The organism is Nakamurella flavida, from assembly GCF_030811475.1.
Classification (GTDB): Bacteria; Actinomycetota; Actinomycetes; order Mycobacteriales; family Nakamurellaceae; genus Nakamurella; species Nakamurella flavida.
The window spans coordinates 220,013-241,228 of record NZ_JAUSQV010000001.1; the positions used below are offsets into that span (position 1 = coordinate 220,013).

The 21,216-nt window shown below is 72.7% G+C and carries 19 protein-coding genes; 10 read left to right on the forward strand and 9 right to left on the reverse strand.

Features of this window, described 5'->3' with window-relative positions; all coding sequences use genetic code 11:
• Positions 1-46: 46 nt before the first annotated feature.
• From eutC to J2S58_RS01040, 3 genes are all read left to right on the forward strand, one after another.
• Positions 47-856: an ethanolamine ammonia-lyase subunit EutC gene (eutC, locus tag J2S58_RS01030; RefSeq protein WP_205255408.1), complete on the forward strand. Its 810-nt coding sequence runs from the start codon at positions 47-49 to the stop codon at positions 854-856.
• 288 nt (positions 857-1,144) lie between these two features.
• Positions 1,145-1,930, forward strand: a complete 786-nt coding sequence (locus J2S58_RS01035) for a GAF and ANTAR domain-containing protein (protein ID WP_205255164.1) — start codon at positions 1,145-1,147, stop codon at positions 1,928-1,930.
• 188 nt (positions 1,931-2,118) lie between these two features.
• Positions 2,119-3,315, forward strand: a complete 1,197-nt coding sequence (locus J2S58_RS01040; protein WP_205255165.1) for a substrate-binding domain-containing protein — start codon at positions 2,119-2,121, stop codon at positions 3,313-3,315.
• 62 nt (positions 3,316-3,377) lie between these two features.
• Here the strand turns inward: J2S58_RS01040 and J2S58_RS01045 are convergent, their stop codons facing one another.
• Positions 3,378-3,737, reverse strand: a complete 360-nt coding sequence (locus J2S58_RS01045; RefSeq protein ID WP_205255166.1) for a VOC family protein — start codon at positions 3,735-3,737, stop codon at positions 3,378-3,380.
• Positions 3,738-3,923: 186 nt separating this feature from the next.
• Between J2S58_RS01045 and J2S58_RS01050 the strand changes: the two genes are divergently transcribed.
• On the forward strand, positions 3,924-4,874 hold the full coding sequence (locus J2S58_RS01050; RefSeq protein ID WP_205255167.1) for a polysaccharide deacetylase family protein: 951 nt from the start codon (positions 3,924-3,926) through the stop codon (positions 4,872-4,874).
• A 10-nt stretch (positions 4,875-4,884) separates the two neighbouring features.
• On the opposite strand, the gene J2S58_RS01055 is transcribed toward J2S58_RS01050, so the two are convergent.
• Both J2S58_RS01055 and J2S58_RS01060 read right to left on the reverse strand, forming a co-directional pair.
• Positions 4,885-6,324, reverse strand: a complete 1,440-nt coding sequence (locus tag J2S58_RS01055; RefSeq protein ID WP_205255168.1) for a YcaO-like family protein — start codon at positions 6,322-6,324, stop codon at positions 4,885-4,887.
• A gap of 106 nt (positions 6,325-6,430) precedes the next feature.
• Positions 6,431-6,781, reverse strand: coding sequence for a DUF2631 domain-containing protein (locus J2S58_RS01060; RefSeq protein ID WP_205255169.1), 351 nt, complete (start codon positions 6,779-6,781; stop codon positions 6,431-6,433).
• Between the two features lie 136 nt (positions 6,782-6,917).
• On the opposite strand from J2S58_RS01060, the gene J2S58_RS01065 reads away from it, so the two are divergent.
• Entirely contained in the window at positions 6,918-7,901 is a 984-nt protein-coding gene (locus tag J2S58_RS01065) for an LLM class flavin-dependent oxidoreductase (protein WP_205255170.1), read from the forward strand.
• A gap of 63 nt (positions 7,902-7,964) precedes the next feature.
• Here the strand turns inward: J2S58_RS01065 and J2S58_RS01070 are convergent, their stop codons facing one another.
• Complete coding sequence (locus tag J2S58_RS01070; protein WP_205255437.1) at positions 7,965-8,816, reverse strand: hypothetical protein; 852 nt, start codon at positions 8,814-8,816, stop codon at positions 7,965-7,967.
• A gap of 166 nt (positions 8,817-8,982) precedes the next feature.
• Between J2S58_RS01070 and dxr the strand changes: the two genes are divergently transcribed.
• The 4 genes from dxr (at position 8,983) to J2S58_RS01090 (ending at position 13,686) form a co-directional block, all read left to right on the forward strand.
• A complete protein-coding gene (gene dxr, locus J2S58_RS01075; protein ID WP_344469967.1) occupies positions 8,983-10,146 on the forward strand; it encodes a 1-deoxy-D-xylulose-5-phosphate reductoisomerase in 1,164 nt (387 codons plus the stop codon).
• 15 nt (positions 10,147-10,161) lie between these two features.
• Positions 10,162-11,487, forward strand: a complete 1,326-nt coding sequence (locus tag J2S58_RS01080; RefSeq protein WP_240188305.1) for a M50 family metallopeptidase — start codon at positions 10,162-10,164, stop codon at positions 11,485-11,487.
• Between the two features lie 146 nt (positions 11,488-11,633).
• Positions 11,634-12,782 carry a flavodoxin-dependent (E)-4-hydroxy-3-methylbut-2-enyl-diphosphate synthase gene (gene ispG / locus J2S58_RS01085; RefSeq protein WP_205255410.1) on the forward strand — a complete coding sequence of 383 codons (1,149 nt, stop codon included), beginning with the start codon at positions 11,634-11,636 and terminating at the stop codon, positions 12,780-12,782.
• Between the two features lie 67 nt (positions 12,783-12,849).
• The gene (locus J2S58_RS01090; RefSeq protein ID WP_205255172.1) at positions 12,850-13,686 is read left to right on the forward strand and encodes a GNAT family N-acetyltransferase; all 837 of its coding nucleotides are present in this window, start codon (positions 12,850-12,852) and stop codon (positions 13,684-13,686) included.
• 134 nt (positions 13,687-13,820) lie between these two features.
• Here the strand turns inward: J2S58_RS01090 and J2S58_RS01095 are convergent, their stop codons facing one another.
• The 4 genes from J2S58_RS01095 to J2S58_RS01110 form a co-directional block, all read right to left on the reverse strand.
• Complete coding sequence (locus J2S58_RS01095) at positions 13,821-15,578, reverse strand: choice-of-anchor G family protein (protein WP_205255173.1); 1,758 nt, start codon at positions 15,576-15,578, stop codon at positions 13,821-13,823.
• Positions 15,578-16,330 carry a hypothetical protein gene (locus J2S58_RS01100; RefSeq protein ID WP_205255174.1) on the reverse strand — a complete coding sequence of 251 codons (753 nt, stop codon included), beginning with the start codon at positions 16,328-16,330 and terminating at the stop codon, positions 15,578-15,580. The genes J2S58_RS01095 and J2S58_RS01100 overlap by 1 nt, the downstream gene beginning before the upstream one ends.
• Positions 16,331-16,485: 155 nt before the next feature.
• Positions 16,486-17,070 (reverse strand): signal peptidase I, encoded by a 585-nt coding sequence (locus J2S58_RS01105; protein ID WP_205255175.1) that lies wholly within the window; start codon positions 17,068-17,070, stop codon positions 16,486-16,488.
• Positions 17,071-17,077: 7 nt separating this feature from the next.
• On the reverse strand, positions 17,078-17,749 hold the full coding sequence (locus J2S58_RS01110) for a SipW-dependent-type signal peptide-containing protein (RefSeq protein ID WP_205255176.1): 672 nt from the start codon (positions 17,747-17,749) through the stop codon (positions 17,078-17,080).
• Positions 17,750-18,301: 552 nt separating this feature from the next.
• Here J2S58_RS01110 and J2S58_RS01115 point away from each other — a divergent pair.
• On the forward strand, positions 18,302-19,291 hold the full coding sequence (locus tag J2S58_RS01115; RefSeq protein ID WP_205255177.1) for a helix-turn-helix domain-containing protein: 990 nt from the start codon (positions 18,302-18,304) through the stop codon (positions 19,289-19,291).
• A gap of 24 nt (positions 19,292-19,315) precedes the next feature.
• Here the strand turns inward: J2S58_RS01115 and J2S58_RS01120 are convergent, their stop codons facing one another.
• Positions 19,316-20,995, reverse strand: coding sequence for an MFS transporter (locus J2S58_RS01120; protein WP_370881832.1), 1,680 nt, complete (start codon positions 20,993-20,995; stop codon positions 19,316-19,318).
• Between the last annotated feature and the right edge of the window lie 221 nt (positions 20,996-21,216).

Consider the following 21,216-nt stretch of genomic DNA (forward strand, 5'->3'; position numbering starts at 1 on the left):
GGCCCGCGCCGTGGACGACGACGTGGCGGTCGACGCCCTGGTCGAGGTGCTCGAGGAGGCCGAGCGCACGGGGGCGGACCCGGCACCGGAAGACCGGGCCGCCGGTGACTTCTGGGCGTTGCTGCGGCCGACCACCCAGTCGCGCATCGGGCTCGGGCGGGCCGGGGACTCGCTCTCCACCCGGCACGTGCTGGAGCTCAAGGCCGCCCACGCCAGCGCCCGGGACGCGGTGCACGACCCGCTGCCCGTCGCCGAGTTCGCCGCCCGGGTCGGCGATGTCGGTCTGGGCGCTCCGGTGGTGGTGACCAGCCGGGCGAGGGATCGGGGGGAGTACCTGCGTCGCCCCGATCTGGGCCGGGAACCGGCCGAGCTGGACGAGATCCTCGGCGGCGAGGCCGATCTCGTGGTGGTGCTCGCCGACGGGCTGTCGCCCCGGGCGCTGGTCGACCACGGGGCGGAGTTGCTGGCGGCCCTGGTGGCCGAGTTCGACGGGCGGTGGACCCTGGCCCCGCCGGTGATCGCCACCCAGGCCCGGGTCGCCCTCGGCGACCACATCGCGGCGGCTTCGGGCGCGAGCACGGTGCTGGTGCTCATCGGGGAGCGGCCGGGTCTGTCGGTCGCCGACAGCCTGGGCATCTACCTGACCCACCGGCCCCAGCCGGGTCGCACGGCCGACTCCGACCGGAACTGCATCTCCAACATCCACCCGCCGGACGGGCTGTCCTACGCCCAGGCGGCCCGGGTGTGCGCGAGCCTGGTCGACGGGGCCCGGTCGTCGGGACGATCGGGCGTCACCCTGAAGGACACCTCCCGCACCGCCCTGGGGGCTGCCGGGGCGGCGGCCGCTCTGGACTGAGTCCTGCACCAGAAGATCGGACCGGCGGCCATCCGGGCCACCGGTGGCGACGGAAGTCGTCCGGGCGCCCGTCCCCGTTGGGAAGGCGGACCTCCCTCTCCACCGCCCGTCTGAGGGTGACGTTGCGTCATACCAGGCACCCATTCGGGTGAAGGTCGATGGTCCGAAAGAGCGTAGGGTTTTTCTGGTCGAAGCCTTACCAGTGTCCGTCGGGATCTTCAGGTCCCCGGTGTGCCGGCCGCTCGTGGGTAGGCGTACCGCGCCGAGCTTCGGTCGACGGAGGAGCCCGTGACCGGGACCGAGGATGCTGATCGTTGGGGCGGGGAGTCCGACGCCGACCGCACGGGAATGTCCGAGGAGGTCCTGGCGGCGCTGGCGGCACACCCGCAGGACATGGCGGACCTGGTGGATGCGTTGAGCCCCCGGGTCACCGACCAGGAATCGTTGCTCCGGCTGATGCAGAAGGTCTCGGTGCAGGCGGTCCGCCTGCTGCCCGACGTCCGGTGGGCCGGTGTCACCGCCCAGTTCGACGGGGACCCCTTCACCTGTGCCCACACCCACCACCGGGTCCTGGTGCTGGACGAGGAGCAGTACCGGGGCGGGGACGGACCCTGCCTGCGCGCCCTGCGCAGCGGGCGCGCCGTGCACGCCGATCTGGACGAACTCCACCGCCGGTGGCCGCGGATGGGCGCCACCGCCCGGGCGGTCGGGGTGCGGGCGGTCACCGCCTTCCCGCTGCGTGCCGGAGCCATCCCCGCCGCCGCCCTCAACCTGTACTGCACCAGCGAGTCCGCGTCGGCGAGACTCGATGTCCACCTGCCGACCGTCCTGGTGGAGTACCTGCAACGCGGCCTGGCGGACTTCGTGGCCGCCAATCCGCAGAAGACCAGCCATGTCCAGCTCCTCCAGGCCATCTACGCGCAGACCGTGATCGGCCGGGCCCAGGGGGTCGTCATGGTCCGATCCGCTGTCGACAAGGACCGTGCTCTGGACGAGCTCACCCAGCGGGCCCGGCAACGCCGGCTTCCGTTGTGGCGCTACGCGGACGAGGTCGTCAACACGGTGCCCGACTGACGGTCCGGTCGGCGCGGGCCACGAGGGTCGGCACCACCGCCCATGGTGACGATGTGCTCGCGATGGTGGTGCTTCCGAGTCGTGGTCGCTATGGTCATGGCTGTCCAGACTGTACGTACAGCCTGTCCGGAATCGTCGGGTGCGGGTGTGCGTCCGTCCAGCCGATGTCGACGACCGGGAGCTGCCGCATGCACACCTCATCCACCACGAAGCGGGCGCTGCCCCTGGCATTCCTCTCCGCCGGTGCCCTGCTGCTCGCCGGATGTGGAGGGTCCACGACGGCCGGCGGCTCCGGCTCGACCGCGGAATCGGCCGGCGCGACGGCCGGCAGCACGGCCGGTGCCACGTCCGGGACGGCCGGGTCGGCCACCGATGCCTCGTCCAGCGCTTCCGGGTCCGCAGGGTCCGCGCCCGCCGGCGAGAGCATCGCGGTCACCCTCATCACCAAGGACCTGATCAATCCGTTCTTCATCGCCATGCAGAACGGTGCGAAGGCCGCCGCCGAGAAGGACAACGTCCAGCTCACCGTGGCGGCGGGCCGGGAGGACGGCGACGAGGAGGGTCAGGTGCGCGCCATCGAGGAGGCCATCGCCCGGGGCGACCAGGGCATCCTCATCACCCCCAGCGGCCCCGCGGTCAACCCGGCGATCGAGCAGGCCCGTTCCGCCGGCCTGTACGTCGTCGCGCTGGACACCCCGCCCGAACCGGCCGACACGGTCGACATCACCTTCGCCACCGACAACTTCACCGCCGGCGAGCTGATCGGGCAGTGGACGGCGCAGCAGCTGGGTGGACGCAAGGCGGTCATCGCCCTGCTCGACCAGTTCAACGACAAGATCGTCACCGTCGACTACAACCGCGACCAGGGCTTCCTGACCGGCATGGGCATCGACACGAAGGACCCGCAGCGCAACGGGGACGAGGACCCGTCCGGTTCCTATTCGGGCGGTGAGTACGACATCGTCTGCAACGAGCCCACCGGCGGCGCGGTGGACGGCGGCCGGACGGCGATGGAGCTGTGCCTGGGCCAGCGCACCGACGTCAACGTCGTCTACACGTTGAACGAGCCCGCCGCCCAGGGCGCCGACGCGGCACTCAAGGCCGCGGGCATCACCGACGCCATCCTGGTGTCGGTCGACGGGTCCTGCCAGGGCGTCGCCGATGTGCAGGACGGCATCATCGACGCCACCTCGCAGCAGTACCCGCTGCGGATGGCCGAGCTGGGCGTCAGTGCCATCGCCACCATCGCCCGAGGCGGTGAGAAGCCTGCCGTCACCGAGGGTCTGGACTTCTTCGACACCGGCGTGGCCCTGATCACCGACACGCCCGCGGACGGGGTGGAATCGCTGACCGCCGCCGAGGGGGCCGAGATCTGCTGGGGCTGACCGGCCCGGGCGCGGGACGCACCGGTCCCGACCGGACCGTCATCTCCGGTCGGGACCGGCGCTCAGGCGCGGTCGTGCAGGGTGATCAGGTATCCGTCGGGGTCGGCAAAGGTGAAGGTGCGGCCGAACGGGCCGTCGGTGGGGGCGGCGGCGATGGGGACGCCGGCGGCGACCATCGTGTCGTGGACGCGTTGGGCGTCCGGTGCGTGCATCCACACCGCGATGCCGCGGCCGAGTGGCCCGGCATCGAGATCGACACCGGGGAGCGGCTCCCGCACGGCGAAGGACGCCGGCGTGGTGGCGAAGACGACGGCGTGCGGCGGCCCGGGCTGCCGGGTGAAGCCGAGGAACTCCTCGTAGAACGCGGCCGACGCCGCCATGTCGCGAACCTGCAGGGAGATGAAGCCGGGGCCGGACGCCATCGTGGTCTCCTTCGTCGATGTCAGTGGTCTGACATTCGAGACGGTATGTCAGCAACCTGACATGCGTCAAGGCCGACGGGCGTTCGATCTCCCGAGGTCCCGGCGACACCTGCCCGGGGGTGCGGCCGACGCCCCCGCGCCCGCGGAGGGGAAAGTGTCCCGCGGGCCCCGTGGTTCGATCGGGACGTGACCAGGTCCTCCAGCGCCCGCGACTTCTCCGATGCCGACGTGCCCACCGATGCCGATCCCTCGCCGTTGCGTCAGGTGATCCTGGCCCAGTCCGAGGCGCCGGGCGGGGCCGCGGTCGCCCTGTTCGGCCCGGCCACCGTCCACGGGGCCGAACCCGATGATGCTGCGACGCAGGAGGTGTCGTGGCTGGCGGCCGAACTGGGCCTGCCGCTGCGCCCGCCGCCGCTGTTCACCCCGGACGCCTACGTGCTCCAGTCCGCGCTCGGGGAGCGGTTGCTGACCCCGCCCGCGGACCGGGTGGCCGCGGGTCCGACCACCGATGCGGTGCACGGCGACGGCGGCCCCTGGACCCCGGGGCACAGTGCGGCGATCCTGCGCTCCCCGGTCATCGCGCTCAACTACCACGACATCGATCCGGAGAACCGGCCGCAGGCGGAGGCCATGGTCCGGCGGGTTGCCGCACTCGGCCCCACCCTGGACCCCTGGCCCGCCGATCCGGCCGCCGGCGGGGGTGACTCTGCGGGCACCCTCCCCGGCCCGCGCATCGTCGTCGGCTTCTACGACGGGTACGGCTTCGCGGGGCGGTTCGGCGCCGAGCTCTGCGCCGAGCTGGGGGTGCGGGCGACGTTCTTCCCGCTGTTCGAACCGACCGACGAATCGGGCTGCGCCGAGTTGACCGACGACGAGCTGGCCGAGATCGCGCGCCACCACGAGATCGGGTTCCACACCAGCAGCCACGTCACCCCCGAGGAGATCACCCCGGACGCCCTGGAACGGGAGGTGTTCGGTCCGCTGCGTCGGATCGAGGCCATCACCGGACGGATGCCCCGCCTCGCCGCCTGGCGCGGCGGTGCCCGGTTCGACCCGCGCAGGCTCGGCGACGCGGCCCTGGTGGAGGCCGGGGTGCGGGGAATGATGTCGAACTGGTCGGTGGAACGGTTCGACTGATCCGGGCCGGTCAGACCTCGACGCTGTGCCGAGGGGGCTCGCGGTAGAGCGGATAGCGTGGCCCGACGATCGCGTCGCGCACGGCCCGGGACCACCACACGGGCCCGCCGAGTCGCTCCTGTGCCTGGGGCGTGAGCAGGACCCGCTCGGTGTGCGTCCCCGACGGGCCCGGCTGCACGCGGACCAGATCCAGGTCCGCGGCGAGAGCGGCGCGCGCGTTGGCCTCGCCGATCCGGCCGTACGACAGGGTCTCCACCTCCAGTCCGGGCACCAGGACCTTGACCGCCACCACCCCGTCGACGGCGACGGTGGTGGCCAGCACGTCGTGGCCGGCCAGCGCGGAGAGCAGATGGTCCAGCAGGGCCTGCTGATCGGGGAGCGGCGGGAGGTCGAGCCGGATCGAGTCGTAACCGACCGTCCGGCCGACGTCGGGCTCGGTCAGGGCGCGCAGGTCGTCGGTGCTCAGGTCCGCCCAGGCCCGCATGGCGGCCACCGCGCGGGGTTCGCCGCCCGACGGGTCCAGGCCGTCGCGGTAGGCGGCGGGCGCCAGGTCCATCGCGGCCTGACGGGGGCCGAAGCAGAACGCCTTGCGGGCCCGGGAGTTCGCGTACTCCAGCAACGCCTTGAGCAGGCTGGTCTCCGCATCGGGGTGGGCCGCCTCCCCGCAGGCGGTCAGCATGATCCGGGAGTCGGGGGAGTCGTCGCGACCCATGGCGTACGTCGAGACGACGCCGAGTTCGGTGCCCGCGTGCTTGAGCACCGGCTCCACCCCCACCGCGCGGAGCCGGTCCACCAGGGCGGCGACCCGCGGCGGGAGGCCGGCGGGATCGATGACCGGTGACCGGGAGTCGAGGGCGCGGAAGCGCAGGCCGTTGGTGTGCCGTTGCAGGATCTCGCCGAGACCGTGCGCGAGAGCGCGGGCCCGATCCGACCCGGCGCCCAGGCCGTTGGTGATCGGCGTGACGAGGGCCGTCCCCGCAGTGACCCCGTCGGTCAGCTCGCCCGGTCCGTTGACGACGAACTCCTGGGGCACCCAGACGGTGTCCCCGCTGCGGACCCGTTCCATCGGCAACCAGGTCAGCGACATGTCCGAGGTGTAGGGCGATCCGGCGGGCAGGCACAGGGTGAGCGGGTCGGCGACCCGGTCGACCCCCTGGGCGGCGACCAGCTCACGGAACGACAGGCGCACGGCGCGGTCCCGGAGCGCGGACACCCCGTGGCCGGTCAGCACACCCTCGGCCAGCTCCCCGAGGCCGCTGACCTCGGCGGCCTCGTCGGTCAGCCCGTACCCGTTGCCGTGGTGCCCGACGGTTCCGGTGGACCGGTCGACCAGGGAACAGCTGGTCACCGGCACGCCGGTGCGGTCCAGCGCCGAGAGGGGGAACGAGACCACCTCGCCGACCGGCTGCAGCGCGGCGCGGTAGGCGGTGATCGCGTCGGCGACGGTCATCGTCGGGACCTTCCGGAGGATCGGTGCCGACACGGCCGGCACAGCGATGACGGCAGCCGGTGGACAGGCCACCGCCATCCGTGGCGACGGGGAACAGGTCGACCGGTCAGGGACGGCGGGCGCGGTCCTGCTTGGCGGCACGGGCCCGGCGGATGATCCAGACGCTCATCGCGATGGCGATGGCGATGAGCCACCAGTCCTCGGTGTGCGAGACGTGGTTGCCCAGGAAGGTCATCACCAGCAGCGCCACCACGCCGAGCAGCAGGATCAGCGTGCTGCCGCGCGGGGCCATCTTCTCCCAGCTGCCGTGCCAGCCCCACTCCTCGGACGGAGCGTCGGGGTTGTACGACACCACGGCGTTGTGCCCGCTCGCGACCTCCATCGTGCTGCCGGAGGCGTGCGTTCCCGCGCCCTCCTCGCCGCCGGTGGGCTGCTGACGTTCCAGTTCGCCTGCCACGTCTACTCCTCGCCAGGTGGTCGCGGTCGACCTGTGGGTCGACCCCCGTCATCGTCTCACGTCGGCGCCGCGCCCGGCCGGCTCCCGTCCCCGGCGACCCCACACCGACCCCATCCCGGCATCGGATACTGCCCCGGTGGGACGTGATGTGTGGTTGCACGGCTTCCCCCTCCCCGGGGCGGCCGATCTCGCGGCACGTGCGCAGGCGTGGGGATTCACCGGCCTGTTCCTGGCCGACAGCGAGATCCTGGTCGGCGACCCGTACGTCGAACTCGCCCTGGCCGTCCGGGCCACCACGACCCTGCGGCTGGGCCCGGCGGTCACCAATCCGGTCACCCGGGTGCCCGCGGTGACCGCGTCGGCCCTGCTCACCCTGCAGGTCGAGTCGGGCGGCCGGATCGAGGCGGTGATCGGCCGGGGCGACTCGGCCGTCGCCCAGCTCGGTCTGGCTCCGGCCACCGGGGCGGCGCTGGAGAGCGCGGTGCAGGAGATCCGGGGTCATCTGGGCACCGGGGGTCCGCCCACCGGTCCCCGCATGGCCTGGGCCGACCGCTTCGCCGCACCCGGGGTCCCGGTGGCGGTGGCCGCGTCCGGGCCCGTGACCATCGCCCTGGCCGCCCGGTGCGCGGACGGAGTCGACCTGACGGTGGGAGCCGATCCCGACCGGCTGGCCGCCGCGGTCCGGCAGGTGCGTACGGCGGCCGCCGGCCGGGACGTCCGGGTCGGCGCGTTCGTCGACGTCGCCGTGCACGAGGACGTCGGCGTGGCCCGCGACCTCGTCCGGGGGAGCGCGGCGATCTTCGCCCACTTCGTCGCGCGCGGTCCCCTGGACGGGCTGCCGCCCGCGGATCGTGCCGTGGTCGAACGACTCGGTCGGGCCTACGCCGAGGCCGAGCACGGCCTGCGCTCCGCGGCGCACGCGGCCTCCCTGCCCGATGCCTTCCTCGACCGGTTCGCCGTGGTCGGCCCGCCCGCCGAGTGCACCCGTCGCCTGCGGGAGCTGTTCGACCTCGGACTCAACCGGATCATCGTCGTCCCCGGTTCCCGGGACGCCGACCCCGCACTGCTCGCCGCGTCCGACGAGGCCTTCGCCACCCGGGTGCTCCCGGCTCTGCGCTGACCCGGCGGCGCAACGCGGGCCGCGCGGCGGTCGCGACCGGCCGGCATCGGGGCACCGGCGGGCTCAGGGCTGCCGGGCCGCCGACACCGTCGCGACCACCGACCGCTGCCCGTCCACCGTGGTCGCGGTGACCGTCAGCTCGGCGCTCGATCCGTCCACCCATCCCGTCACGGTCGACCCGGGGGCCAGCGCCCGGGGCAGGCCGACGGTGCTGCCCGACTGGCACGGCTGCAGGTCCGTCTCGGTGTCGTTCAACAGATTGAGCAGGGTGTCCTGACCGGGATCGGACCAGACCAGTCGGCCGTCGATCTCGGTGCGGCCGTCCGGTCCGGCCGAGCCCCGCACCGTCCAGTACCGCTGGAGGCCGCCGCCGGCGTCGGTCGCGGCGGAGTACAGGGCGAGACCGGGGACCCCGGCCGCGTTGATCCCCAGGGTGAGCAGGAAGGGATTGGGGTCGCCCAGCCCGTTCGTCCCCGCCTTGGCCACGTCGACGGCCAGATCCGCCGTGGTGCGGTAGGTCGAGGTGCCGGCCGTTCCGGCCGGCCCCGCGCAGGCGCCCAGTACCGCGATCGTCAGGTCGGCCGTACCCCGCCAGGCCGACGGCAACGTCAACCGGGACCCGGGCAGCAGCACGGTGCTCACCGGGCTGGTCGTCGGGCCGGTGGTGCTCGGCCGGGTGGTTGTGCTGCCCGGGGACACGTCGGTCGCCGGGCTCGGATCCGTGATCGGGTCCGTCACGGCGGTGGTGGGGTCCGGCTCGACCGCGGGGCTGCTGACGGCCGGGACCGGATCGGCCGCGGCCGCGGGGTCGGTGGTGACCCGGACGATGGCCAGCGCGACGCCTGCGGAGGCCAGCAGGGCCAGCACCACGATGACCGTCACCCATCGGGGGCTGAGACGGTCTCGGTGGCTCACCGCCCCAGTATCCCGGGCCGGACGGGTCCCCGGCCCGGCCGTTGCCCCGCATCACCGTCGGCCGACCGGGAGGGGGGAGGATGGCGCGGTGAGCACCGAGGCACCACCTCCGTCGGCCGCCCCGCAGGATGCGCCGGCACGGCCCGTCCCGTCCGGTCGCCGGCGGGTGATCCTGCTGGGCTCGACCGGCTCCATCGGCACCCAGGCGCTGGACGTCATCGCCCGGCACCCGGACCGGTTCGACGTGGTCGGTCTGGCCGCCGGCGGTTCCCACCCCGAGCTGTTCGACCGGCAGCGGGCCGCGCACCCGGGGGCACGGACCGCCGTCGCCGGGTCCGTCCCCGACTCCTGGTCCGGCCCCCGGCCGCTGACCGGTCCGGACGCCGCCACCGAGCTGGTCGCCACCGTGGACGCCGACGTGGTGCTGAACGGCATCACCGGTTCGGTCGGCCTCGCCCCGACCCTGGCCGCGCTGCGTGCCGGCCGGACCCTCGCGCTGGCCAACAAGGAGTCGCTGGTCGCCGGGGGCTCGTTGGTCACGGGGCTGGCCCGGCCCGGGCAGATCGTGCCCGTCGACTCCGAACACAGCGCCCTGGCCCAGTGCCTGCGCGGCGGGAGTGCGGGGGAGGTGGCCCGGCTCGTGCTCACCGCCTCGGGCGGGCCGTTCCGCGGGCGCACCCGAGGGCAGCTGGCGGACGTGACCGTCGAGCAGGCCCTGGCCCACCCGACCTGGGCGATGGGTCCGGTGGTCACCATCAACTCGGCGACCCTGGTCAACAAGGGGCTCGAGCTCATCGAGGCGCACCTGCTCTTCGCCGTGCCCTACGACCGCATCGAGGTGACCGTGCACCCGCAGTCGGTGGTGCACTCCATGGTGACATTCCGGGACGGCTCCACCATCGCCCAGGCCTCCCCGCCGGACATGGCCCTGCCGATCGCCCTGGGCCTGAGCTGGCCGGAGCGGCTCGGCGATGTCGCGTCGGCCTGCGACTTCACCACCGCGTCCACCTGGACCTTCGAACCGGTCGACCACGACGCCTTCCCCGCCCTCGGGCTGGCCCGCCGGGCCGGGGAGGCCGGGGGAACCGTCCCGGCCGCGTGGAACGCGGCCAACGAGGAGGCCGTGGCGGCCTTCGTGGCCGGTCGGCTGCGCTTCACACACATTCCCGATCTGCTGGCGGGCATCCTGGACGAGGCCGACGGACTCCGGGGCAACCCGCGGGACCTCGAGGACGTCCTGGCCAGCGAGGAGTGGGCCCGCACCCGGGCCCGCGAGATGGTGCGCTCCGGGGTTCCCCGGCACACCCCCGCGCCGACGGCCGGGGTCTGATCGAGGGGACGGCGCATGCCGGAGTGGTTGTGGGTGGTGGCGGGCTTCGTGCTGTTCGTCCTCGCCCTGTTGTTCTCGGTGGCCCTGCACGAGCTGGGCCACCTCACGTTCGCGAAGCTGTTCGACGTCCGGACCACCCAGTACATGGTCGGGTTCGGCCGCACCCTGTTCTCCCGGCAGCGCGGGGAGACCGAGTACGGCCTGAAGGCGATACCGCTCGGCGGCTACATCCGCATGGTCGGCATGGTGCCGCCGGACAAACAGGGCCGACAGCGCATCACCACCACCTCGCTCGGCCCGGCCGGCATCGTCCGGCAGATCGTCGAGGACGCCCGCAACGGTGATCGTGCGCAGGTCAGCCCGGCCGACGAGGGGCGCCAGTTCTACCAGCTGCACCCGGCCAAGCGGATCGTGATCATGCTCGCCGGGCCGCTCATGAACCTGGTCATCGCGGTGTTCGTCTTCGCCGCGCTGCTGATGGGGCTGGGCGTGAACTCGCCGACCACCACCATCGCCGCGGTCAACGCCTGCATCATCCCGACGTCCGACGCGGGGGCCGGTCGCACCTGCGCGCCGGGTGACGCACCCACCCCGGCCGCGGTCGTGGGTCTGCTGCCCGGGGACCGCATCGTCTCCTTCGGCGGTACCGCGGTGCAGACCTGGGACGAGCTCACCCCGCTCATCCGGGACTCCGCCGGGCAGACCGTTCCGCTGGTGTACGAACGTGCCGGGCAGCAGGTGACCGTCCAGGTGCCCGTGACCGAGAACGAGCGCGGCATCTACGACGACGTCGGGAAGCAGATCGGCACCGAGCAGGTGGGCTTCCTGGGTGTGAGTGCGACCACCGCCTACCAGACGCAGAGCTTCGGTACGGCGGTCGATCGCACGGGTGAGTTCATCGGCCGGGCCGCGCAGGCGGTGGTGAACATCCCCGCCCGGATCCCCGCCCTGTGGGACTCCATCTTCAGCGGACAGCCGCGCGACGTGAACACCCCGGTCGGCATCTACGGGGCCGGTCGGATCGGTGGCGAGATCCTGGCCTCGGACTTCAGTGCCAAGGACAAGATCTCGCTGTTCCTGAACCTGGTCGCCGGGTTCAACATGAGCCTGTTCCTCATCAACCTGCTGCCCCTGCTGCCGTTGGACGGCGGGCACGTGCTCGGCGCGGCCATCGAGTGGTTGCGGCGCGGTTGGGCGAAGGTCCGCCGCAAGGCCGACCCCGGGCCGTTCGACGTGGCCAAGCTGATGCCGGTGGCCTACGTGGTGGCATTGTTGTTCATCGGGCTCACCGTGCTGACCTTCGTCGCCGACGTGGTCAACCCGATCAAGCTCTTCGGCTGACCGGCCCCCCGGTCCGCCCCGTACCGCCCCTGCTGCACCCCGTGCTCGGAAAGGTCCTGCTCATGTCGTCTCCCGTGTCCGCCTCCACCACCACGGCCACCCGCGTTCCCGGCGGGGCCGGCGGGCCGGCGGGCATCGGGTTGGGGATGCCGAGCATGCCCGCGGACCGGGTCGTGCCGGTGCTCGCGCCGCGCCGGAAGACCCGCCAGTTGAAGGTGGGCGATGTCGGGGTGGGCAGCGACTTCCCGGTGTCGGTGCAGTCGATGACCACCACCAAGACCGCCGACGTCAATGCCACCCTCCAGCAGATCGCCGAGCTCACCGCCTCCGGCTGCCAGATCGTCCGCGTCGCCGTCCCGGACACCGACGACGCCGAGGCACTGCCGGCCATCGCCCGCAAGTCGCAGATCCCGGTCATCGCCGACATCCACTTCCAGCCGCGGTACGTCTTCGCCGCCATCGACGCCGGCTGTGCGGCCGTCCGGGTCAACCCCGGCAACATCCGCAAGTTCGACGACAAGGTCGGCGAGATCGCCAAGGCCGCCATGGACGCCGGCATCGGCATCCGCATCGGGGTCAACGCCGGCAGCCTGGACCCGCGGCTGCTGGCCAAGTACGGCAAGGCCACCCCCGAGGCGCTGGTCGAGTCCGCCCTCTGGGAGTGCTCGCTGTTCGAGGAGCACGGCTACCGGGACATCAAGATCTCGGTCAAGCACAACGACCCGGTGATCATGGTGCGCGCCTACGAGCTGCTCGCCGAGAAGTGCGACTACCCGCTGCACCTCGGCGTCACCGAGGCCGGCCCGGCGTTCCAGGGCACCATCAAGTCCGCCGTCGCCTTCGGCGCGCTGCTCAGCAAGGGCATCGGCGACACCATCCGCGTCTCGCTGTCCGCGCCGCCGGTCGAGGAGGTCAAGGTCGGCCTGCAGATCCTGGAGTCGCTCAACCTGCGCGAGCGGGGTCTGGAGATCGTCTCCTGCCCGTCCTGCGGGCGGGCCCAGGTGGATGTCTACACCCTGGCCGAGCAGGTCACCGCCGGTCTGGAGGGGCTCGACGTCCCGCTCCGGGTCGCCGTGATGGGCTGCGTCGTGAACGGGCCGGGGGAGGCCCGCGAGGCCGATCTCGGGGTCGCCTCCGGCAACGGCAAGGGCCAGATCTTCGTCAAGGGCGAGGTCATCAAGACCGTCCCCGAGGCCGACATCGTCGAGACGCTCATCGAGGAGGCCATGCGACTGGCCGAGACGATGAAGGCCGCCGGCGTGGTCAGCGGCGAGCCGTCCGTCCAGCTGGCCTGATCCACCCGCCCAGCACGCCTCGACGCGACGACCCCGTCGATCGCCCCCGGAAGAGATCCCACCGCCCGTGATCCGTCCCGCCTTCTCCCGTGTGCTCGGGCCCGCCCACACCCCGGCGGTCAGCCAGGTGCTCACCGCCGACCCGGTCGCGTCCTGTCTGGTCAGCGCCCGGTTCGAGCAGGCCGGCATGAACCCGCACGGGCTCGGTGGCGACTTCTGGGGGTTGGGCGGTGGCCGGGACGGACTGCTGTTCGCCGGGAGCACCATGGTGCCGCTGGCCGGGTCCCCGGCCGCCATGCGCGCCTTCGCCGCCATGGCGGGCCGCCGCAAGCGGGGGTGCGCGACCATCCTGGGCCGGGCCGAGCTGGTGCTGCCGTTCTGGCGGGACCTGGAGCCGCGCTGGGGGCCCGCCCGCGACGTCCGGGCCGATCAGCCCCTGCTGACCTGCGTGACCGATCCGGCCGTCGCCGCCGACGACGGTGTTGAGGTGGTCCGCCCGGAACGGTTCGAGGAGTACTACCCGGCCGCGGTGGCCATGTTCACCGAGGAGGTGGGCGTCGACCCCCGGCTCGGTGACGGCGGACGGTCCTACCGCGCCCGGGTCACCGAGCTGATCGGCGCCGGCCGGGCCTACGCCCGCTTCGACGGCGAGCACGTCCTGTTCAAGGCCGAGGTGGGCGCGCTGTCCCGGCACGTCGCCGTCATCCAGGGGGTGTGGATGCACCCGGCGGTCCGCGGCCAGGGGCTGGCCGCCGCGGCCCTGGCCGCGGTCGTCCGGTCGGTGCAGCAGGACCTGAACCGGCTGCCCAGCCTGTACGTCAACGCCCACAACACCGCCGCCCGTGCGCTCTACGCGCGGATCGGCTTCGAGCAGGTCGGGACGTTCGCCTCCGTGCTGTTCTGAATGGTGCCGTTCTGGACCTGTGCTGTTCTGGACGTGCCCCGGGACGACCGGCGGACGGGCCCGGGGCACGGACATGCCGACGGGGCCCACGGGGGAGGCGATCCCCGAAGGCCCCGCCAGGTTCTGCGTGTGGGCTACAGCTCGGCGTTCGGTCCGGCGAAGGACCGGGCCAGCTCCACGGATGCGGCCGTGCCCAGCCCGTCCAGCACCCCGATCCGCAGCGCGTCCACCTGGTAGCGGCCGGCCGGTACCGCCGGTCCGGTCGTCGGTGCACCGGGCTGGTCGGGCTGGACGTTCACCCGGATCGACAGGGCGTTCTGCAGCGGGGTGAAGATCGCTCCCACCAGGGTCACCACCGGTGCGGTCGCGGTGGCCAGGGAGGAGCCCAGCGTGGTCACCGCGGTGGTCAGGACCGGTGCGATGGTGGTGCCGACCGCCGCCGCGATCGTCGCCCGGACCGCCGGTGTGAGCGCGGTCCCGAGGATCGTGGCCAGGACGGGGTTGACCACGGCGAGCACTGCTCCCGAGAGACCGGCCGCAGCCTGAGCGCTCACCCCGAGCGTCGCCTGTCCGGTGGTGATGCGGTTCAGCGTGTCCTGCAGCGTCACGTTCACCGTCGCCACGTTGGTGATGGTGCCCAGGACGTTCAGCTGGAGATTGACGGCGAGGTTCACGTTGACCGTGGCCGCGCTGACGGCCTGCTGGGCTGCGGCCACCACCTGCGTCGTCCAGGCGTCGAGCAGGGCGCCGGTGCGGGCGACGAGCGCATTCACGACCGCCGCATTGATCAGCAGTTCGGTGTTGGGATCCAGTCCGTTCAGTCCGTTCGCCCCGTTGAGCAGCCGAGCGAGATCGACCCGGACCAGGCCGTTGGCCAGATCGATGGTGACGATCCCGTCGGTCAGTGTCTGGGAGAGCAGGGCGTTCACCGGGGCCAGGTCCACTGCCACCGTCGCGGTGGCGGTCACCGTGCCGAGCCCGAGGGCGCCCAGAACCGGGGTGACGGCCGCCAGGACCTGGGCCCGCAGGGTGGTCGCGATCAGTCCGTTCGGCCCGCCGAGGGCGGCGATGGTGGTGTTGAGCGTGGTGACCGCGGCGGAGGCCGCGGTGCGGGCGCCGGCGACCACGGGCGAGTTCGTCTGCAGGGCGAGCGAGGCGATGCCGTAGTCACGGTCGACCACCACGGGTGCGGCCGGGTCGGTGACCCGGTTCTCCAGGGTCCGGCACCAGTCGAGCTGGGTCGAGGAGGCCAGGACGCCGACATCCACCCGGGCGTCGGCCAGCGCGGTCACCGCCGGGAGCAGGGCACCCAGACGGATCGTGGCCGCGGTGGGCAGGGAGGCGTCGGCGGGGGTGCCGGTCAGGCCGATCGCCCCGCTGTTGCTGACCAGTCCGGCCGCGCCGGCGGACTGCCCCGTACTGGGGGCCTGACCCCACTGGTTGTAGGCCCCGATCCGGCCGGCCGGCAGGCCGAGCTGCAGGCCGTTCCCCAGCGCCGCGTTGACGGCGCTGATGACGGTGGCGTCCAACGGGTTGGCGTAGGTGTTCGGGGCGACCGGGGGACGCGCCGGGACGGAACTCGAGACGGTCCCGGAGTTCAGGGCGGTGATGCCCTGCAGCTGGGCGAGGGTGTCCAGGTCGAGGCCCAGGACGCTGCCGTCCAGGAAACGCCCGCCACCCTGGGCGGCGTAGAGCCCCGCCGTGGCGCAGTCGCGGGGCACGCGCACCCCGACGGGACCGTTGACCCACTCGGCGTCGGTCCAGGAGGCCCGGACCGGCTGAGCGGCGACGGCGAGGCCGGTGCACAACACCAGACCGAAGGCCAGGGCGCGGGCGGCCCGACGGCCGGGGCCACCGCCGGTGTGCGGGGTCGTTCGACGGTGGAGGTTCATCAGACTGTCCTCGTGTTCGTGCGGGACCGGCGTCCGGCCAGGGCCAACAGCAGTCCGACCGTGACCGCGCCCGCCCCGAGGGCCAGGAACGGCAGCAGGGCGAAACCGGTCCAGCTGAGCATTCCGTCCACCGGCGCCGAGGAGCCCGGCTGGGTCACCCCGGGATACCCGCCCGAACCCGGGTATCCGCCCGAGCCGCTCGGAGGGGTGCCACCGCCGGTCGAGGCGGGGTCGTCCCCGGCGGCGGTGAACCGGATGGCCAGCGAGATGTCGCCGACGGCGGCCCGCTGGGTGGTCTGGGTGGGTAGGTCGAGGGTGACCGCCACGTAGACCGGGTTCTGCTCGGTCAGCACGGGCAGAGCGACCGCCGGCTGCGGGGTGAGCCGCACCAGGGGGGTGGCGGCGACGACCTCGGTGCTCCCGGTCGCGCAGACCGGCACGGTGTCGACACCGTCGGCGTCGGTCCACGGCTGGGCGCACGTCTGCAGCCGGGCCCGGTACCCGTCGTCGGTGGCGGCGCGGGTACCCCCGGCGCTCACCTGGACCTCGAGGCTCCCGCTGGTGCGGCCGTCCAGTTCGGCCAATACCTGCCAGGAGAAGGACTGGCCCGGTTCCAGGGACGGGATGACCAGCGGCACCTTCGACGAGCTCAGCGTCAGGTCACCGGGGGTGGCCGGCGGCAGCGGCTGCAGGGGATCGGCGGCCGCGGCCTGGACGGGAGCGATCAGCGCCAGCGCGAGCAGGCCGAGCAATGGCAGTGACCACCTGCCGATCCGGGTTCCAGCACGTTTCCCCACGACGGGACGTCTCACGTTGATCGGGCCTCTCCGCGAACGGACCGACGGACCTCAGTCAGTCGGACAATGGTGTGGAATGCAGGATCGGAACACGGCGGGGAGCCGGCCGATCAGGATCGCGAAATCGCTTCGGTCGGTGGTTCGACCGGGTCTTCCCGGCGCCTGCGGGACGCATTCCCGGTCGGCCAGAACGTCCAGGTGACGAGGGCGGTGATGAAAATCGTCATGGCGCCCAGGACCCACGGCTTGGCCAGGAATTGCACCACGTGGCCCAATTCCGGCGCGGATGCGATCACCCGCCGGACGGTGGTGACCGGATAGGTCACCGGATCCGGCCCCGGGTTGGCGTCGCCGCGCAGGGTGAGCACCCGACCCGCCGCCGACCCGTCCGCCGCCGGGTCGATCTGCACGATGCGGTGGGTGACGGGCAGGCTGACACCGGCCCTGCTCACGGTCACCACGTCACCGATGGCCAGATCGCTCGCCGGGACCTCGCGGACCAGCGCGACCGAGCCGGCCGGGATGGCCGGTGTCATCGATCCGGTCTTGAAGACGATGAGCGAGACGTGCAGGAACAGTGCAGCTGTCACCGCCAGCACACTGATCAGGCCGAGACCGGCGGCGGCGGTGAGCAGGACCTCGCGGATCCCGCTCACCCACCGCCGCCCCGGGCCGGTGGTGGCCCCAGAAGTCATCGCAGCATCAGGGGAGGAGCGGGGCGACCGAGTCGGCGTTGAACAGCCACGCCGGTGCGATTCCCTGGCCCTGGACGGTGTCCGGGGCATCGTCCGGCAGCGTGATGACGAAGCAGATGTCGCTCGTGTCAGCGGCATTGGCCGCGAGGACGATCGGCGTCGCCGGGTCACTGCCCACGGTCAGCGCGGAGCCCTCCGGCACCAGGACGTCGCCGGCGGCGAAGTCCTGGGCGTCGCAGTCGGCCTGGCTGACGCCGGTGTAGGCGCCGTAGGTGACGGTGTCGAACAGCGGCTGCTCCGAACCGTTCAGCACGGCCCCCGCGAGCGTGATGGAGGCCGCCTCGGACGTCGCCGTCGTCTGCAGCTGCATGGGCGCGGTGACCGTGTCGCCCGGGGTCAGTGCGGTGGCGGTGGGGGAGAAGACCAGTGCGCCACCGGGCGCGGTCTCCCGGTCGGTGAAGCCGACGCCGTCGAAGACGTTCTGCTGGACCTCGAAGGTGGAGGTCGAGATGGGATCGCCGTCGCCGTTGCCGGCGCCGTACACCCATTCGGTGTCGGTCCACGCGGCCAGCGTGACGGTGGCCCCGATACCGAGCACCGCACAACCGGCGAGCACGGCGCGGACCTTGCCCTTCCGACGCGGACGCTGGTGCACGGACTGCTGCAGTTCTTCGGACACGGCTTTTCTCCTCGTGCAGAAACGGTGGGCGGGATGCGCGTTGCCGCGCGACAGCAGGTCGGGGCACACCTGTGCCGTGGGGCGAAAGGATGTGAACCGAGGAAGATCGGACGGGCTGCTCGGCTGCGCACCGGATATCCGGTGAATGGACGACCGTCCCGGTCGGTGGCCTTTCGTGTGGGGCCGGCCACCTTCCGAAGCAAACAATAAGCATTCCCCCATGCGTTTCCTATCGCCCGGCCGGGGGTCTGTCCGGCGCCCGGACAAGGCCGGGACATCACCGGCCGTGGAACTCTGCAGTGGCGGGAGAGTAGGCACGAATGGTCGGGTCGTGTGTTCCCGGCGAAGATGGAAGATCATTCGTTGGCGTTGCGGCGTGTAATATCGTGCGCGCTGCACCGGCCGTTCGACATTTCGCGTCACAAACGATCATCACTGTTGGTGGTTCCCTGTGACCGGGCATTGATTCGGCGGCCGGAGCGTGATGATGTGGACGTGACGAGGGACCGGGTGTTCGTGCGCCCGGTCCGACGACCGTTGGGGGAGACGGCCATGGCGCAGGGGCCTGAGCAGATCGGCCCGCAAGCGGAGGGCGGCGGATCGCCGGCCGGCGGGGCGGGATCGGTGACGGCTGAGGTGTTCTCCGGCGAGGCCGGGCTGGCACGGTTGGGTTCCTCGTTCGCCGTCACCTGCACGGCCCCGGATCCCGCCGCCTGGTCGGCGACATTGCTGCGGGCCGACTTCGGGCGGACGGCGCTGTCCGTCCTGGACACCGGGCCGTACACGAACACCCGGACACCGGCCCAGGCCCGGAGTGGTTCGGCTCGGGTCTACCTGACGTTCTCCCTCGACGCCGAGGTGTCCCTGCGGATGGCCGGCCAATGGGCCCAGCGGCGCCCCGGTGTCCCCACGGTGGCCCGGTCCGATCGACCCTTCCTGGTCCGCACCGACCATCGTGACCGTCAGGTCAGCCTCAGCACCCCGCTGTCGGAACTGGGTACGGCGCAGGGCTTCCTGCCCCGGGTGGTCGGTCGACCGATGCCGCTGACCCCGCTGACCCGATCCACCGTCAGCTTCCTGCGCACCTTGGCCGGACAGCTCGGTCGCCCCGAGGTCGATCCCGACGAGGTGGACGGCACCCTGGTGGAGATGGTGCGGGCGCTGGTGCGCGAGGCTGGCCGACCCGAGGCCGACCGGCACGACCGCGAGTCCGCGGAACGTCACCGCCTCCGGGAGTTCGTGGCCGTCCACCTGGCCGACCCGGATCTGCGCGTCGAGGCCCTCGCCGACCATCTCGGCGTCAGCGTGCGGTACGTGCACCGGCTGTTCGAGGCGGAGGACATCAGTGCGGCCCAGATCATCCGCGAGGCGCGGATGGAGCGGGCGGTGGCGCTGCTGACGGACCTGCGGCATCCGCGACCGAGCCTGGCCGAGGTGGCCCGGCAGGTCGGCTTCCACGGGCGTGACCAGTTCGCCCGGGCGTTCCGGGCCCGTTTCGGGGTGTCCCCTCGCGAGTGGGTGCCGGCGGCGGACGCAGGCTGAACCCGGCGGCGGGTGCCCCGACCGTCAGCCCGTGGCCGGTGCCGCCGCCTCGGCGGTCCGCTCCTCGGTGACCCGGCCGCCGGGGTGGAACAGGGCCAGGATGCAGCTCACGGCGAGGGCGATGGCCATCCCCCAGAGCACCGCCTGGGTGGCGAGGGCGAAGTCGGTCGCCACCGCCGCCTCGATCCCGGTCTGCAGCGCGGCCGGAGCGGCGGACGCCCCACCCGCGCCGGTGCCCCCACCGGCCTGGGTGGCGGCGGCCGAGGCCAACCGGGCCGCCTCGTCCGCCGGGATCCCGAGCGCCTCGAAGGAGATGGTCAGCCGATCGGCGAACACGTTCCCGAGCACGCTGCCCAGAACGGCCAGCCCGAGGGACGAGCCGTAGTTCCGCAGCGTCTGCGAGATGCCGGTGACCTCCCCGTAGGACGCGTCGATGGACCGGTTCACCGCGTCGGTGCTGGCCGGTCCGAGCAGGAGGCCGATGCCCGCGCCGGCCAGGACGATCGCCCACCACTGCGCGCCCAGGTCCAGCTCCGTGACCCGGGTGGCCCAGAGGGCGAACCCGAGCGTGCCCAGCGCACCGCCCGCGATCATCGCCGGTCTGGCCCCGCGGCTGTCCAGGATCCGGCCCCCGATCTGCGCGGCCGGGGCGAAGCCGCCGAAGAAGACCAGGAGGTAGAGCCCGGCGCTGCTGGCGCCGAACCCGAGGGACACCTGGGAGTACACGCTCGCGAAGAAGAACACCGGCACGAACGCCATCATCGAGAAGAACAGCACGCCGTTGTCGATGCTGAACGCCCTGTCCCGGAAGATCCGCACCTTGATCAGCGGGACCCGGGTGCGCAGTTCCACCAGCACGAACACCGCCAGGACGACCAGCCCGCCGATGATGCACGCCCAGGTCCGCAGGTCGTCCCAGCCCCAGCTGTTGGCCTGTTCCAGTCCGAGCACGCTCAGCGCCATGCCGACGGCGACGAGCAGTGCACCGCGGACGTCGATCCGGGCCCGCCGGCCTCGCAGATCGATGTGGGCGAGCAGGGTGAGGACGATCGCGAGGACCGCGATCGGGATGTTGACCCAGAAGATCGCCCGCCACGTCCACTGCGTCAGGTATCCGCCGGCGATGGGCCCTACCGCGGTCAGCCCACCGCTGACGCCGAAGAAGATGGCCAGCGCCCGGCCGCGCTCCCGGATCGGGAAGGACGCGACCACCACCGCGAGGGCGGCCGGGATCATGATCGCCGCCGAGACGCCCTGGAGCACCCGGAACCCCACGATCCAGGTGCCGGCCAGCGAACCGGTTGGGGTCAACCCGCAGAGAGCGGACGAGCCGGCGAAACCGAGGATGCCGATCAGCACCATCCGCTTCGAGCCGAACACGTCCGCCCATCGACCCCCGAGGGCGAAGCTCGCGGCCAGCGCCAGGATGTAGCCGTTGATCACCCATTGGATCGACCCGCGGCCCAGATCCAGCTCGCGTGCCACCTCCGGGCTCGCGATCGACACGATCGTCTGGTCGATGAAGGTCATGGAGACGGCGCAGAGCATGGCGGTGAGCGCGAGGTACCGCTTTCCCGAACCGCCCCGCGGGTCGGCCGCCGGGGCGGGTGCGGGCGAGGTGCGGCGCGGTGACGCACCCTCGGCGGAGTCGGGAACGGACACGGTGGGCCCCCTGCAGGCGTGTGGTCGGGGTCCGCCACCCATGCCCCCGTCGCCGGGAGTGACGGCCCGCCGGGATCGTCGAGACCCGGACAGTACAACGCGCCCCTGCCCCGTCGACCAGGGGCGGAGGGCCCGCCGCGGCACGGCGCCGGGCACGCGACAGGATTCCCGGTGGGGTCGGTGGCGGTGCGGACCGTGCGGTGGTGGGGCCCGTGCCTTGCTGACGGTGCGGTGGTGACGATGCGGTGGGGATGCAGTGGGGA